This window comes from Sulfitobacter sp. CB2047, from assembly GCF_000735125.2.
Lineage (GTDB): Bacteria > Pseudomonadota > Alphaproteobacteria > Rhodobacterales > Rhodobacteraceae > Sulfitobacter > Sulfitobacter pontiacus.
Map to the genome: position 1 here is coordinate 2,309,116 of NZ_CP072613.1, position 15,312 is coordinate 2,324,427.

Here is a 15,312-nt window from a genome sequence, read left to right on the forward strand (position 1 = left end):
CGACGTCACCTGATCTCTTTTACACCGGCCCCTCCCCCGAACGCGCCCATGTAATTCTATTTATACGTGCGCATCCACGCAGTCCAGTTTCTGCACATTTTTTAGGCAAAAGCTAGAAAAACAATGCAAACCGCGCGATGAACACCTGTGCCCAGTTGCAACAATCGATCCCGCACCACACGCTTGATCTATGGCTATGTCTTTACCCCTGCTGGTGTTTACCGACCTTGATGGCACGTTGCTGTCACATAGTTCCTATCGCTGGGATGCGGCCACACCGGCCTTGGACGCGTTGCGCAATATCGGGGCCGCAGTGGTGTTGGCGAGCTCGAAAACCGCGCCCGAGATCGCAGAGATTCGCGCCGAACTGGCATGGGATCACTGCCCCGCGATCATCGAAAACGGTGCCGGTATTTTACCGCCCGACAGCACCGACATGCCCAAAACGGACAGTTACGTGCGCCTGCGCCACGCGCTCGACAGCCTGCCTGCCGATCTGCGCGACCCGTTTTGCGGGTTCGGCGATATGACCGTGGCGCAGATCGCACAGATCACCGGCCTGTCGCATAATGACGCCGCCAACGCGGCAGAGCGGGCCTTTTCCGAACCCGGCATCTGGTCGGGCAGCGCCGAGTTGCGCGGCGCATTTATCGACGCCCTGCACGATCACGGTATCCATGCCCGCGAAGGGGGACGGTTTCTGACCCTTTCCTACGGGCGCACCAAAGCCGACCAGATGGCCGCGCTGACCGACGCCTTTGCGCCGCGCCATACGCTGGCGCTTGGCGATGCCCCCAATGACATAGAGATGCTGCAAGCAGCCGACTTTGGCGTCATTGTCGCCAACCCGCACCGCGACCCCCTGCCCCCGCTGCCCGGTGAGGACACCGGCCGGATCACCCGCACCACGCTCCCCGGCCCTGCCGGATGGAACGGTGCCGTGCTGGACCTGATCGCGCAGCTTAACCTGAACTAAGGAATGACAAAGCATGGCTGATTTTCATCAAAACGGGAATATCGCGACCCTGCACAATCTGCGCACCCGCTCGCTGGACGAAATGACCTACGAGCTTGAGACGTTTGCTCAGACCCGCAAAATGGCGCTGATCCTGCCGTGCCTCTACTCCGAACTAGAGACCGAGGCGATGCCCCGCATTCTGGCCGAGCTGTCCAAGGTCACCTATCTGCACCGCATCATCATCGGTCTGGACCGCGCGGACGATGCACAGTTCCGCCATGCGAAAGAGTTCTTCAAAGGCCTCAACCAGAACCACATCGTGATCTGGAACGACAGCCCGCGGATGCTGGCGCTTGGCGCGCAGCTGAAAGACATGGGCCTCGCCCCCGCGGAACAAGGCAAGGGCAAGAACGTCTGGTCCTCGCTCGGCTATCTGATCGCCTGTCAGGACAGTGCGGTGATGGCGATCCATGATTGCGATATCGTGACCTATACCAACGACCTGCTGGCGCGGCTGATCTATCCCGTCGCCAATGCGAATTTCCCCTATCAGGTCGCCAAAGGCTATTACGCGCGGGTGGGCAGCGACAAGCTGAACGGGCGGGTCACGCGGCTGCTGGTCAGCCCGCTACTGATCGCGCTGAAAAAGGTCGTGGGCGACCGTGACTATATCGATTACCTGCGCGCCTTCCGCTATCCGCTCTCGGGTGAATTTGCCATGCGCACCAATATCTTGCCCGATCTGCGCATCCCCTCCGACTGGGGGCTGGAGATCGGCGTGCTGTCAGAGGCATGGCGCAACCTCGCGCCGAAATCCGTCTGTCAGGTCGAAATCGCCGACGACTATGACCACAAGCACCAAGATCTGAGCGAGGCCGACGCCGATGCGGGGCTGAACCGCATGTCCACCGACATCTGCAAGGCGATTTTCCGCAAGCTCGCGGCAGACGGCACGGTGTTCACGCCCAATGTCTTTCGCACGCTCAAGGCGACCTATTACCGCTGTGCGCTCGACCTGCTGGATGCCTACTACAACGACGCCAAGATGAACGGGCTCAGCATTGACCGCCACAAGGAAGAACGCGCGATCGAGCTCTTTACCGAGAATATTATGCGGGCGGGACACTTCTTTCTCGATAACCCGCACGAGACCCCCTTTATCCCCACGTGGAACCGCGTCCACGCCGCCGCGCCCGAGTTCCTTGCCAATCTGCGCGAGGCCGCCGCGGCGGATGACGCCGAATACAACTAGCTGAGGGCCGCGTGGGCGGCGGGGTCAGAACCGGTTGGTGATCCACATGCATTGATAGGGGGCCAGCGTGATGTGATCCGCACTGGCGTCAATCAAATCACCGCTGATCAGGTCCAGCCACGGTTGATCCTCGATCAGGTTCAGCGCCGCCGCCGAAATCGCGACAGAGGCGTCGCTGACGTTGTGCAGCGCAAAGATCGACTGTTTGCGGTCCAGACTTTGGCGCCACACGCCGAACACGCGGTCATCTTGCAGGTTCACGGTGAATTGCGTCGCGTTGGGATGAAACGCCTTTTGTTTCTGTCGCACCTTTAGCCGCGCCGAAAGATCGCCCAAAACGCGCGCCTGCGCGCTGGACGCATCGGCCAGCCGGTCGCGCAAGCTCGGATAATCCCAGCGGTGTCGGTTGATCGCGCGGCTCATCCCGCGATGTTCGACCTGCGCGTGATCATTGGGCGTCGCCAGCATGGCGTGGATGTAGAAGGCGGGTATCCCCTCCAGCGACATGACGATGGTCTGCGAACAGATGAACCGTGCATGATGATGGTCATCCTCGCCCTTAAACGTCCGCGACAGCGCATCGTAAAAGGTCGTGTTCAGCTCGTACGGGCTTTGCCCGCCGTCGGGCAGGCTGCGCATCGACACCAACCCGCCGACCTGTAGCACCGTATCAATGACCTGTTGTTTTTCATCCTCGGGCAGCAACCCTTCGGCGGGGCGCATGCCGATGCCGTCGTGACTGGCGGTAAAGTTCAGATAGGCGCAGCCCATAGGTGCTGGCGGCATCGTGCGCTGCCAGCGCCGCAGATGCGCCCCATTGCCCGACATCATCGCATGCAAGATCAGCGGCGGCAGCGGGAAATTATAGATCGCATGGGCCTCGTCCCCTGCCCCGAAATAGCTGAGGTTTTCGGCCTTGGGCACATTGGTTTCGGTCAGCAGGATGATCTTTTCCGGCGCATAGTCGCACAGCAACCGCATCAGCCGGATAATCGCATGGGTTTGCGGCAGGTGGATCGACGGGGTGCCGATCTGCTTCCACAAGAACGCCACCGCATCCAGCCGGATGATCTGCACGCCATTATCCACATGCAGGCGGATGATCCGCAAAAACTCAAGCAGCACCTCGGGGTTGCGGAAATCAAGGTCGATCTGGTCATGGCTGAAAGTGCACCAGACGTGGCGCGGGCCGCTTGAGGTTTCTACCTCTTGCAACAGCGGCGTCGTGCGCGGGCGCACCACCTCGCGCAGATCATCCTGCGGCGAGGCTTCGAAAAAGAACTTGTCATAGGGGGCCTGCCCCTGACGGTAGGCGTTGAACCAGTTCCCCTGGCTCGACACATGGTTCAGCACCAGATCGGACATCAGCGTGAAATCGGCGGCGATGCGGTTGATATCAGGCCAATCCCCAAGCTGCGGGTTCACCGCGCGAAAATCGGACACGGCAAACCCGTCGTCAGAGGTATAGGGGAAGAACGGCAGGATATGCACGCTGTTCAATGTGCCGCGCAGGTAGCGATGCAGGAAGTCGTTCAACAAATCCAGCGGCTTATGCGCCCCGTCCACGATAGAGTTGCCATAGGTGATCAGCAGCGCGTCACGTTCCGACCAAAGCGCATTGCCGGCAATCCGGCCTCTTTTGCGGCGGGTTGCCCCCTCGGGCCAGAAGGCATCAAGCACCATGCTGGAAAGGATGTCGGCATCCAGATCGGGATAGACCTCTGCCAACAACGCGCTAAGCCGAGAGCCGAGAGAACGGGCACTGTCCGTCATGATGTCCTGCCTTGCCTGAATATCCTTTCCCAAAACCCTAACGCAGCCGCGCCCGTGTGACGAGCAGCCAAAAGCGGTGCCCCCATAATCCTGTCGCCGCTGCCCCCTGCGGCGCGTTTTAAGGCAAGCTGCACAATCTTGAAGCATTGCGCAGATTGAACGCCCGCAGATCTAAAGGCCCCGCAATTATGACGCGTACCAAAGCCAGCACGCCCAGCGCCCGCCGTCATCTACTGCAGCGCGTGTGGTTTCTCCCTCCGCTTCTGCATGGCGTCTGACACAGTTTCATCGTGCACCGTGTGCCGCGCACGCCCGGCTTGCTTAGAGCGGTAAAGCGCCGCATCGGCGTCCGACAGGACATCTTCGGCCACGGCGTCCTGCCCCGCTTTGACCCCTATGCTGCCGATGCTGGCAGAGATTTGGCACGCCGCGCCATCAAATTTGATCGGCTGTTCCAGTCGCGAGATGATCCGTTCGGCGACCTGTGCCAGATGCGCGCTGCCGGCAACCCCAGGCAGCAGCAGGGTAAATTCGTCACCGCCGACGCGGGCGACGGTGTCGATGTCTCTTGTTGCTTCCACCATGATCCGGGCCGCGGTTTGCAACACGTGATCCCCCGCCGCATGGCCCAGGCTATCGTTCACCGCCTTGAAGTAATCCAGATCGATCTGCATCACGGCAAACCCCTTGTTCCCCGCGATAAGCCGCGACAGCACGTGATCCATCGCGCGCCGGTTTTTCAAGCCAGTCAGCGTATCGGTAAACGCTTGCTCCTCCGCCGCGATCTTTGCGACCTCAAGCTTCTGGTTCAGCGCACGCGATGCCGCCATCGCCGCCGATTTCGCCTCCATCAGATAAAGCATTTCGACCGCGAGGTCGGTCGGCGCGAAATCGGCATTGCTCAGACGATGGGTGCGGACGCCGTTCAGGATCGATATCCCGAATGACAGGTTTATCAGACAGTCGGTTTCCGAGCCTTCCATCTGATCTTCGCCACAAGGCAGTGGGACCAGAACCCCTTTAAAAATCTGCTCGGGCCGGTCATGCAACGCCAGATGCAGCTTGCGCCCCGCCATCGGGCGAATTTGCGCAATACTGTCGGCCATATTCGGTCGGCGCATGACAAACTGGTCGAAAAAATTGCTCCCGATCCAAGTGCCACGATGGCGCAGTTTGTGGATGGTGGGGCCCACATGCCGGATACGTCCGCAGGGCTGCACGATCACATGCATCGGGCATAGCACATCCAATGCCGCCTCATAAGCTGCTCCTACTGTCACCCGCGTGCACCCAGATCAAAGCTGCGCCCCTGCGCGTAGTGCCGGTCAATAATCGTGACGGTAATCACCTCCCCCTCCGGTGGGGCGGCTTTGCAATCAAGCAGAGCCAATGTGCCATAGTCATCCGCAATCACCCGCATCACGCCCATCATCACAAAACCAAAGCCTTGCACTTTCCCGCGACACGTTAGCGTAAAGCGCCAGTCATCAAGCTGCGCGACCTCCATCTGGGGCAGTTGCAGGTCTTCCACGGCGAGGGTGGCACGTTCAGGCAAGTCGTTGAGCGAATGCAAGAACTCTTCAAAATCGTCGCCGCCAAAGCGCAGCAAGCGCCGCACGCCTTCGCGGTCGGGGTTGGACACAAGCCATGCGCCCAGATCTTCCAGAAGATCGGGGATCGCGCGTTTCATCACGGCAGACAGGCGGTTGATAACGCGCGGGGTGATGGCATCGTCATAGGTGAGCATCGGTTCAAAATCCGCCGTGCCCATAACGGCGCATAGATCGGCGCGCAGGGCGACCTGCGCCCAGACACGGTGGCCAAAGCTATCCAGCACGAACCGTTGGATCGTATGATTGATCAGCCCGTGCATCGCGCCCCTTTCCGCCGTTTCACGGGGAAGATCGCGGAGGAGAGTTAACAAAGGCCGAAGGCTAAACCTCCGCCGCGGCGGAATGCGCTTTGGTTTTGTCTTAAATGCAATCTAGCTGTCAGCCCTGCGGGTCATGCCTCTGCCCGTCCAGCCACGCGGGCAGATGGCCGATGTCGGGCAGAACCACATCGGCGGCCCCTTCCAGGTCCTGACGTGTGGCCAGCCCCGTCAGCACCGCAACGCAGACCATACCCGCCGCACGGCCCGCCGCCATATCGTGCAGGCTATCCCCGATCATCGCGACTTCCGACGGGTCCACCCCCACGGCTTTGGCAAACGCCATGAGCTGCCCGGGCGTGGGCTTAGCACCGTGGCCGCTATCGAAACCTGCGATAAAGTCAAAATACCCGGTCACCCCCGCGCCGCCCAAATGCGCGCGGGCGGGCGCCTCGGCGTCATTGGTGGCGACGCCAAGCACCAGCCCGCGTGCCTTGAACGCCTCTAGCAAGGCAACCAGCGGCACCGCCTCTGCCTGAGGGGCGTTTTCGGCCTCGTGGTTCAGCAGGTCCAAGAGATCCGTCTTCGCCATCTCGACCACATGGGGGGCCAGCGCATCTACGACCTCCCCCGGTGTGCCCGCAATAACGATACTGTCGGGCGAGAATCTCTGCGTCTCGTAATCAAAGCCGATCTGCTGCCCCAGCAAAGCCGCTCGCTCTCCGTCGCCCTTGCTGATCCGGGTCAGGAAGGCATTGGCCCATGCCTCCCATGTGGCGGCGAAGTCGAACAGGGTTCCGTCTTTGTCGAACAGCAGCGCTTTGATCATTTTCAGGTCCAATTCATCTGCGCGCCACCCGGAAGCGACTGACGGGCTTGCATGATACGATCGTAAGGGATGTTCACCGTATCACAAAATCCCGTGACCCAGGCGTCATCCATCATGATGAAATCCAGAACCGCCCCAAGAAACACCGGATCACCGGCCTGCGTGCGCAGGTCTTCGGCAGATGCGCCCGTTGATCCCATAAAGGTGGGCATCAGGTCTTCGTTCGCGGCCAGCCAGGCCAAGGCCTGCAGGGCGACCGTCTCGGCGGCATCTTGCTTCATCATATTAATTTCCATCACGGTTTCTCAAACGAAACCCTTTGTTAACCAATCACGGCAACAAAGGGCGCTTAAGCCAGTTACACGTGAGTGGAGAATGAAGACAAGTGCCCGGTAAAGTCCTGATTGTGGATACGGTTGCGACCAACCGCATCGCGTTGAAAACCAAACTCACGTCCGCCTCCTACGAGGTATGGCAGGCGTCCACCGTGGCCCAGGCGGTCGACATCTCGCGCCGGTCGGGGCCTGATTTGGTCATCACGGCGCATCATCTGGACGGGCAGGATGCGACGGACCTATGCACTATGCTCGCGGGGTCGCCGCGCACATCACGGATACCTGTCTTTGCCTTGGCCGATGGCGGTGGCGCGGCGCTGTGTTTGCACCTGCTGGCGAATGGCGCACAGGAAGCGATGGTCAAACCTGTCTGCGACAAGCTGTTTCTGGGACGGGTGCGCAGCATGATACGCGCGGGCCACGGGGCCAGCCACACGGCCATGCGCGACGCGATGTGCCCCCCGCTCGGGCTGGAAGAAACCGCCGCCACCTTCACCCGCCCGGGCACGTTCCAGATCGTCAGCCATGACAAGGCAGAGACACAGGTGCATGTCACCCAGCTACGCAAACGTCTGAGGGGGGCTGTCAGCCAGACGACCATCCGCGACGCTTTGACCGGTATTAGGCAGGACGCGCTGCCCGATGTCTTCATCCTGACCCTGACCGGTGTCGAGGCGCGCGACGAGGCGCAACTGCGCCTGATCTCGACCCTGCGGGCAAATACGACGACGCGGCACTGCGGTATTCTCGTGCTGCAATCGCGCCCCCACCCTGACGGTGCCGCCCATGCGCTGGATCTGGGGGCCGACGACCTGATGCAGCATGGCTTTGATATCGATGAACTTTCGCTGCGGTTGACCGGGCTCCTGGCGCGCAAACAGCAGGGTGACACGATCCGGCGTGATGTCGATACGCGCCTGCGCGAAGCGGTTTTTGATCCGCTGACAGGAATCTACAACCGCCGTCACGCCCTGTCAGAGGTCGCGCGGCTGGCCGTGCGCACCCGCCGCAAAGGGATACCGCTGGCCGTGATGCTGGCAGACATAGACCACTTCAAACGCGTGAATGACGCATTCGGCCACGCCTCGGGGGACGCCGTGTTGATCGAAACCGCACGCCGGTTGAAATCATGTCTGCGCCCGCTCGACGTTGCCGCCCGCATCGGAGGGGAGGAATTTTTACTCATCCTCCCGGGCATCACAGAGGCAGAGGCCACCCGGATGGCCAAACGCATATGCGAAGCCTACCGCACGACGCCATTTACCATCCCCGCCAGCGCGCAGCCTATCCATGCCACGATCAGCATCGGGCTATGTACCGCACAGCCTGAAACCAGCGACGCCTTTCCCGCCCCACTTGATGCCTCGGCCATCGCGGCAGAGCTGATCGACCGCGCGGATCAAGCTTTATACAGTGCGAAACACCGCGGGCGCGATCGCGTCGGTCTGATCAGGTCAGCGGCGTGAAATCATCCTCTCCCCACGGTTGCAAAGCCGGAAAAATGCCGCCACTCTCGCCGCGATATGCTTGCACATCCGGGGCGTATCCCCCTGATCCTCGACAAAGGCTTTGCCATGCTGCCCGATAAACCGATGACCGGTATTGCCATGATGCTTGGCTTTTGCATCGTTGCCCCTGTGGGTGATGCAATTGCGAAACTGCTGGGGTCGTCCGTGCCGCTGGGTCAGGTCGTGTTCATCCGCTTTGCCGTGCAGTTGCTGATCTTGCTGCCGCTGGTGCTGCTGACGGGCAGGCCGCTGGCGATGCGGGGCCGAACGCTGTGGCTCGCCTTTGTGCGCACAGTGTTGCATGTCATCGGGATCGCGATGATGTTCACCGCGCTGAAATACCTGCCGCTGGCCGATGCGGTGGCGATTATCTTTGTGATGCCCTTCTTTATGCTTCTGCTCGGCAAATACGTGCTGGGGGAAGAGGTCGGCACCCGTCGGCTTCTCGCCTGTATCGTTGGCTTTTGCGGCACACTGCTGGTGGTGCAACCCAGCTTTGCCGAGGTGGGCTGGCCCGCATTACTCCCCGTCGGCGTAGCGCTGAACTTTGCGCTGTTCATGCTGGTGACACGGCAGATCGCCAAACACACCGACCCGATCAGCCTGCAAACGGTCAGCGGGTTTATCGCCGTGGTGATACTGCTGCCCTTGCTCGGTCTGGGGCAAACCGTAGCGGTGCCCGCCTTGGGCTGGCGCGTCCCTGACGCGAACGCCTGGATGCTGCTGATCGCAATCGGCGTCCTTGGCAGCGTGGCACATCTGCTGATGACATGGTCCTTGCGCTACGCCCCTTCGGCCACGCTGGCACCGATGCAATATCTCGAAATTCCCGTGGCGACGCTGGTCGGGCTGATCGTCTTTGGCGATCTGCCCAATGCGCTGGCGGCGCTCGGGATGGGGATCACCATGGCCGCCGGTCTTTATATTATTCTGAGGGAGCGGGCCACACAGCGGCGTCTGGCTGCAGCAGCGATTGTGCAACCTGCGGAATGAGCACCCTGGGCACCATCACCAACGCAGCGGGACGATCGACCCTAAGGGTCGCGGGCCCCGTCGCACGGTTCGATGTGCCCAATCGTCCCAGCGGCGAAAGCTCTAGCCCGTCAAGCGGCCACTCAAGCCCGCTGCTTTCCCCGTGGACCGCCGCCAGCGGGTATATCGACACCACATCCCCCGCCCGCGTCGGCAGATCAAGCCGGGGCGGCGCGAGGAAAATCACCTGCTCTCCGGCGATGAGCAGGCAACGCTGGTGCGGATGCCGCGCCAGAGAGCTCAGGGCGGCAAGCTGATGGTCCACGCGCCCGCCCGAAAACCCCACCGCCACGATCAACGGCGCGGCCACCGACCGCAGCGCCTTGTCGAAATCGGTGGTTTCCTGCTCTGCCAGTTTAAACTGCCGCGCGGGCGGGATCTGCGACAGGGTCTCGGGCGTGACGGAATCGAAATCCCCCACCAGCGCCGCGATCTCTACGCCTGCGTCGCGGGCCAGATTTGCCCCGCCATCGACCGCCACACACATCGGGGCAAGCTGCAACGCCTCGTTCAGGTCGTTCGGACCGGGCTGCCCGCCCCCAATGACGGTGACAGGGCTGCGGCTTGCCACAATGGTTGTTTTCACGCGGTTTTACCTCAAATTGGAAACAATGCCGCAATTTTGACATTAAATGATACGTTGCAGGGCACAGATTCGAGCCGAATTGGTCTTGAACCTTATGGTAAACAGTAAGCTGCAAATAGGCAGAGGACGACCATCCGATGATGAATAACAACAAAATTCTGACGGTCTCATACGGCACTTTCTCGTGCACGTTGGAAGGCTTTGACGATTCATTCGGCACCATGAAGGCCATCGCAGAGTATTTCCGCGACCTGTCGTCGGAGGATCGGTATTTTGGTGCAGAACCCGCACAGCCCGATGCGGAGATGCTGGCCCATATCGCGCAGAAAGAAATCTCGCGCCGCGTCGAGGCGCGCCAGCAGGACGGTCAGATCGTCCTGAGTGCGCAGACCCCAGAAGAACCCGCAGCGCCAGCGCAGCCCGCCCCTGCGCCCGAAGCAGCCGAAACACCCAAGGCTCCTGCCGCACCGCAGCCGCAGGTCAGCAGCTCCGCTGCCGGTCCGTCGGTGGTGTCGACCTCCTTCGCGCCGCGCCGGCCCAAGGAAATCTCTGCCTATTATGACGCCTACCGCATCAACGCGCTGAAATCTGCCGAGCCAGAGGCCGCACCCGCGCCTCAGGCCGAAGCCGCTGCACCGCGCGACGAGGTGGTCAGCCGTGAAGTTGCCGCGCCAAAGCCCGAAGCCACGCAAGCCGAAGCGGCCCCTGCATCTGCGGCCCCCGCCCCCGAGGTGGATATCGTCCCCGGCCAACCCGACGAAGATGTCGAAGCGTTTTTCGCCGATAGCCCGCGCAACGAGGTGACCGTCGACGACCAAGACGCCGAAATCCAGCCCGTTGCGGCCCCTGTCGTTGATAGCATCGCGGCCAAACTGCAGCGCATCCGCGCCGTGGTCGCCAATCAGGACGCCCCCGCCGCGCCGCAGCCTCAGGTCTTTGACGACGAGGACACAACCGACGCAGAAGACAGCACCGACGATGTCATCGCGAACGCGATCAACGACATCCAGGGCGCGCTGGACGCCGACGATACGGTCGAAGACATCGCACAATCCTCCGACCTCGAAGCTGAAGAAGACGTTACCGCTGCACAAGAGAGTGAAGAACAGCACGAAGACGTTGCGGCTGATGAAGTGGCAGAAGCTGACGCCGCGCAGGTTGACGCTGACGAAACCGGTGAAGCGGAAGAAGACACAGCGCCCCGTGGTCGTGTGCTCAAGGTCAAACGCGCCGACATCGACCGTGCCATCGCCGAAGGCGAGCTGGAAGAGGTCGAAGAAGACGCGCCTGCGGTTCTGGAAGAGCCTGAAAAGCCCGCCCTGCGTATCCAGCGCGACCCCGAATCGACGCTCTCTGACGAGGATGAAGAAGATCTGGCCCGCGAGCTGGCCGAGCTTGAGGCAACATTGTCCTCCGCCGCTGCCGACACGCTGACCGACGCGCCCGAGGACGCCGAAGAAGCTGTCGCCGATGAGGACGACGCGCCCGAAGAAGAGACCGCCGAGGAAGACTCGCAGGAAGACACGGCCCAAGAAGAAACCGTCGACACTGATGTTTCCGAGGATGACGCCGTAGAGGTACAAGCCGAAACCGAAACCGCGGCAGAGCCCGAAGCCCCCAAAGCCGCCCCGCAACGCCGCAGCCTGCCAACGCTCGACGCGGACAGCGGCCCGGATATGAACCGTCTGCTGGCGGAAACCGACAACCAGATGGACGAACCGGAAGCCGCCACACGCCGCGACGCGATCACCCATCTGCGCGCCGCCGTGGCCGCGAAAAAGGCCGATATGGCCCTTGGTGCGCCCGATGCCGCTGAACGTGAAAACAACGCCTACCGCAGCGATCTGGCCGAGGTGGTCAAACCACGCCGCCCCGCGTCCACCACGGCCCGCACCGAACGCCCCGCCGAACCGCGCCCTGCCCCGCTGAAACTGGTAGCGGCACAGCGGATCGACACGGACCAGCCGCGCAATGTGGCCCCCGTACGCCCCCGCCGCGTGGCCGCAGTGGCCCCCGCGCCGGTGCCGCAAGCCGGTGGCTTTGCCGAGTTCGCCGAGGAAATGGGCGCGACCCAGCTTCCCGACCTGCTGGAGGCGGCCGCGGCCTATATGGCCTTTGTCGAAGGCATGGACGATTTCTCGCGTCCACAGTTGATGAACACCGTACGCCAAGGCGGTGCCGAGGATTTCAGCCGCGAGGAAGGTCTACGCTCCTTCGGTCAGCTGCTGCGCACCGGCAAGCTGCAAAAGCTGGAAGGGGGCCGCTTCAAGGCCTCCGAACAGATCGGGTTCCAGCCGGATGCACGCGCCGCTGGCTAAGCGGGCAAGACAGGATAACCGAAACGAAAAACGGCCCCCGAGGGGGCCGTTTTTTTATGCGATAATTGTGATCAAAAACGCTCTAAGACGTGCAGGTGAAACAGGTTATTCTGCGTCCTGATCCGCGTTCGGGTCCGCCTGACCGATCCCCTTGAACACAAATTTGAACGGGATCGCCCAGACCACGCCAAGCGCGATATAGATCACCAGTTCGATCCAGAAGGGTGGCCGGTCAAACAGCGACACGGTGACCACCGCCGCAATGATATAGAGCGGCAGCCCAATCAGCAGAATGACCAGCGCCCACCGGCGGCGTGCTTTATATCCAAGGGCCATCATGTCGTCCTTTCATCATGTGCCAAGGGCCCCGAAGGGCCCCGGCGTGTCAGATCAATCGGCGAAGGGGTCGGTGACCAGAATCGTGTCGTCCCGCTCTGGCGAGGTGGACAGCAGCGCCACGGGGCACTGGATCAGCTCTTCGACGCGGCGAACGTATTTGATCGCGTTCGCGGGCAGATCGGCCCAGCTACGCGCGCCTTCGGTGCTTTCGGACCAACCGGGCATTTCCTCGTAGATGGGGGTGCAGCGGGCTTGCTGATCGGCCGCTGTGGGCAGATAGTCCAACTGCTCCCCGTCCAGCTCGTAGCCGGTGCAGATCTTGAGCGTTTCAAACCCGTCCAGCACGTCCAGTTTCGTGAGCGAGATGCCGGTGACGCCGCTGGTCACACAAGTCTGGCGCACCAAAGCCGCATCGAACCAGCCACAGCGACGCTTACGCCCGGTGGTGGTGCCGAATTCATGGCCCCGCTCGCCCAAACGCTGACCGTCCGCATCATGCAGTTCGGTCGGGAACGGGCCTTCGCCGACGCGGGTGGTATAGGCTTTGACGATGCCCAGCACATAGTTGATCGCGCCCGGTCCGATGCCGACACCTGTTGCCGCCTGCCCTGCAATCACGTTCGAGGACGTGACGAAAGGATAGGTCCCAAAGTCGATGTCCAGCAGCGCGCCTTGCGCCCCTTCGAACAGGATACGCTTACCGGCCTTGCGCTTTTCGTTCATCACCTTCCAGACAGGTGCTGCGTATTCAAGGATCTTCGGTGCGATCTCTTTCAGCAGTTCAACCAGCCCGTCGCGGTCGATGGCTTCGACGCCCAGACCCTTGCGCAGCGGATCATGGTGCTGCAACGCGCGGTCAACGCGGGCTTCAAGCGTGGCTGTATCGGCCAGATCGGCGACGCGGATGGCGCGGCGGCCGACTTTATCCTCGTAGCACGGTCCGATGCCGCGACCGGTGGTGCCGATTTTGGTCCCCTTGGACGCGGCCTCTTCACGGGCGCGGTCCAGCTCGCCGTGGTAGGGCATGATCAGCGGTGTGTTTTCTGCAATCATCAGCGTTTCCGGCGTGATCTCTACACCTTGGGCGCGGATCGTCTCGATCTCTTTCAGCAGGTGCCACGGGTCCAGCACAACACCGTTACCGATGACCGAAAGCTTGCCGCCGCGGACAACGCCCGAAGGCAGCGCGTGCAGCTTGTAGACCTTGCCGTCGATGACCAATGTGTGGCCCGCGTTATGGCCGCCCTGAAAACGCGCGATGACATCGGCCCGTTCGCTGAGCCAGTCCACGATTTTGCCTTTTCCTTCGTCGCCCCATTGGGCGCCTACGACTACGACGTTGGCCATGAAGATATTCCTTTAACAGTTCAAATAACCGTGCAAACCCGTGGAGGTATAGCGACGACCGTCGGGGACCGAAACTGTAAAATGCAGCCAAAACGCCGCCGCGTCATTTTTCTGGGCATTTATCAGCTTGGGGCCGTGAAACTTCGCAACGGGCCATAGACTTTGCCCCAGCTGCCCCGATATTCCATGCCGGATCAAAGAAGGAAGTACCGCAGATGGGATTCATCATACGTTGGGCCTGCGCCTTTGTCTTGCTGGCCGCGACCTTTAACCCGACGCCCTATAACTATGTCACCTGGGCGCAGCGATACGGGCATATGAACCTGTCCATCGCGGTGCTGCTGGGGCTTTTGCTGTTCATCGGCTACGTGATCTATCTACGCGCGACGCTACGCTCTATCGGCGGGCTGGGGATGCTGCTGGTGGTGGCACTGGTGGGGTCAAGCCTTTGGGTGCTTTATGATCTGGGCATTCTGCGGCTGGACAACCGCAGCTTTAACCTCTGGCTCGGCCTTGTCGCGCTGAGCTTTGTGCTGGGCATCGGCCTCAGCTGGAGCATCTTTCGCAGGGCGGTATCCGGTCAGGCCGACGTGGACGATGTGGAAACCTGACACGGGCTTTCACACGGGCTTTCCGCCCAAGCGGCACCGCGGGTGCCAATCCTCCCTTGCCCCCATAGACAAACTTGCCTAGACACGCCCAAAGTCCAAAACGCAGAGCCGTAGGTACCCATGGAAAATGTAGTCCTGATTGTCCATCTCATTCTGGCCCTTGGCCTGATTGCAGTCGTGTTGCTGCAACGGTCCGAAGGGGGCGGCCTTGGCATGGGCGGCGGCGGTGGCGGCGGGGCCGTTTCCGGTCGCTCGGCAGCCACAGCCATGGGCAAACTGACCTGGGTTCTGGCCGCGGCCTTTATCGTGACCTCGATCACGCTGACCATCATCGCGGCTGAAAAATCTGCCGGTTCTTCGGTTATCGATCGTCTGGGCGGCACGCCACCCGCGCTGAACCAGGGTGACGCACCAGCGCTGCCCGATGCCGACGCGCTGCTGCCACCGACACCTGCGGAAAATACACCGCAAGTGCCGACTGCGGATTAATCCAGACACTACAACAGCTTGAGGTTGGGCCAAGATACGCAACAGGATGTTGCGGCTTGGCCTTG

Annotated in this window: 15 protein-coding genes; 7 read left to right on the forward strand and 8 right to left on the reverse strand. The window is 61.5% G+C overall.

Annotation, left to right across the window (positions count from 1 at the left end; translation table 11 throughout):
• The first annotated feature begins 190 nt into the window (after positions 1-190).
• Together IV89_RS11465 and IV89_RS11470 are read left to right on the forward strand one after the other, a co-directional pair.
• A complete protein-coding gene (locus IV89_RS11465) occupies positions 191-976 on the forward strand; it encodes an HAD-IIB family hydrolase (protein ID WP_037943866.1) in 786 nt (261 codons plus the stop codon).
• A 13-nt stretch (positions 977-989) separates the two neighbouring features.
• Positions 990-2,210, forward strand: a complete 1,221-nt coding sequence (locus IV89_RS11470; protein WP_037943864.1) for a glycosyl transferase — start codon at positions 990-992, stop codon at positions 2,208-2,210.
• Positions 2,211-2,234: 24 nt separating this feature from the next.
• Here the strand turns inward: IV89_RS11470 and IV89_RS11475 are convergent, their stop codons facing one another.
• The 5 genes from IV89_RS11475 to IV89_RS11495 form a co-directional block, all read right to left on the reverse strand.
• Positions 2,235-3,983: a sugar phosphorylase gene (locus tag IV89_RS11475; RefSeq protein WP_037943862.1), complete on the reverse strand. Its 1,749-nt coding sequence runs from the start codon at positions 3,981-3,983 to the stop codon at positions 2,235-2,237.
• A 230-nt stretch (positions 3,984-4,213) separates the two neighbouring features.
• On the reverse strand, positions 4,214-5,263 hold the full coding sequence (locus tag IV89_RS11480) for a GGDEF domain-containing protein (protein WP_235183768.1): 1,050 nt from the start codon (positions 5,261-5,263) through the stop codon (positions 4,214-4,216).
• Positions 5,260-5,856 carry a heme NO-binding domain-containing protein gene (locus IV89_RS11485; RefSeq protein WP_037943858.1) on the reverse strand — a complete coding sequence of 199 codons (597 nt, stop codon included), beginning with the start codon at positions 5,854-5,856 and terminating at the stop codon, positions 5,260-5,262. Before IV89_RS11485 ends, IV89_RS11480 begins: the two co-directional genes overlap by 4 nt.
• A 118-nt stretch (positions 5,857-5,974) precedes the next feature.
• Complete coding sequence (locus IV89_RS11490; protein ID WP_235183767.1) at positions 5,975-6,682, reverse strand: HAD family hydrolase; 708 nt, start codon at positions 6,680-6,682, stop codon at positions 5,975-5,977.
• Between the two features lie 2 nt (positions 6,683-6,684).
• Positions 6,685-6,978: a DUF3572 domain-containing protein gene (locus tag IV89_RS11495; protein ID WP_005852482.1), complete on the reverse strand. Its 294-nt coding sequence runs from the start codon at positions 6,976-6,978 to the stop codon at positions 6,685-6,687.
• A gap of 89 nt (positions 6,979-7,067) precedes the next feature.
• Between IV89_RS11495 and IV89_RS11500 the strand changes: the two genes are divergently transcribed.
• Complete coding sequence (locus tag IV89_RS11500; protein ID WP_037943856.1) at positions 7,068-8,483, forward strand: diguanylate cyclase; 1,416 nt, start codon at positions 7,068-7,070, stop codon at positions 8,481-8,483.
• Between the two features lie 108 nt (positions 8,484-8,591).
• The gene (locus IV89_RS11505; RefSeq protein WP_037944977.1) at positions 8,592-9,518 is read left to right on the forward strand and encodes a DMT family transporter; all 927 of its coding nucleotides are present in this window, start codon (positions 8,592-8,594) and stop codon (positions 9,516-9,518) included.
• Here IV89_RS11505 and IV89_RS11510 read toward each other — a convergent pair.
• Positions 9,451-10,143, reverse strand: coding sequence for a thiamine diphosphokinase (locus IV89_RS11510; RefSeq protein WP_037943854.1), 693 nt, complete (start codon positions 10,141-10,143; stop codon positions 9,451-9,453). The genes IV89_RS11505 and IV89_RS11510 overlap by 68 nt on opposite strands.
• A gap of 137 nt (positions 10,144-10,280) precedes the next feature.
• On the opposite strand from IV89_RS11510, the gene IV89_RS11515 reads away from it, so the two are divergent.
• Positions 10,281-12,461 carry a hypothetical protein gene (locus IV89_RS11515; protein ID WP_037943853.1) on the forward strand — a complete coding sequence of 727 codons (2,181 nt, stop codon included), beginning with the start codon at positions 10,281-10,283 and terminating at the stop codon, positions 12,459-12,461.
• 105 nt (positions 12,462-12,566) lie between these two features.
• Here IV89_RS11515 and IV89_RS11520 read toward each other — a convergent pair whose 3' ends face one another.
• Together IV89_RS11520 and IV89_RS11525 are read right to left on the reverse strand one after the other, a co-directional pair.
• Positions 12,567-12,797, reverse strand: coding sequence for a DUF2842 domain-containing protein (locus tag IV89_RS11520; protein ID WP_037943852.1), 231 nt, complete (start codon positions 12,795-12,797; stop codon positions 12,567-12,569).
• A gap of 54 nt (positions 12,798-12,851) precedes the next feature.
• The gene (locus IV89_RS11525) at positions 12,852-14,147 is read right to left on the reverse strand and encodes an adenylosuccinate synthase (protein ID WP_037943849.1); all 1,296 of its coding nucleotides are present in this window, start codon (positions 14,145-14,147) and stop codon (positions 12,852-12,854) included.
• A gap of 215 nt (positions 14,148-14,362) precedes the next feature.
• Between IV89_RS11525 and IV89_RS11530 the strand changes: the two genes are divergently transcribed.
• Both IV89_RS11530 and secG read left to right on the forward strand, forming a co-directional pair.
• Positions 14,363-14,758 carry a DUF6524 family protein gene (locus tag IV89_RS11530; protein ID WP_037943848.1) on the forward strand — a complete coding sequence of 132 codons (396 nt, stop codon included), beginning with the start codon at positions 14,363-14,365 and terminating at the stop codon, positions 14,756-14,758.
• 120 nt (positions 14,759-14,878) lie between these two features.
• Positions 14,879-15,247 carry a preprotein translocase subunit SecG gene (gene secG / locus IV89_RS11535; RefSeq protein WP_037943847.1) on the forward strand — a complete coding sequence of 123 codons (369 nt, stop codon included), beginning with the start codon at positions 14,879-14,881 and terminating at the stop codon, positions 15,245-15,247.
• Positions 15,248-15,312: the final 65 nt, after the last annotated feature.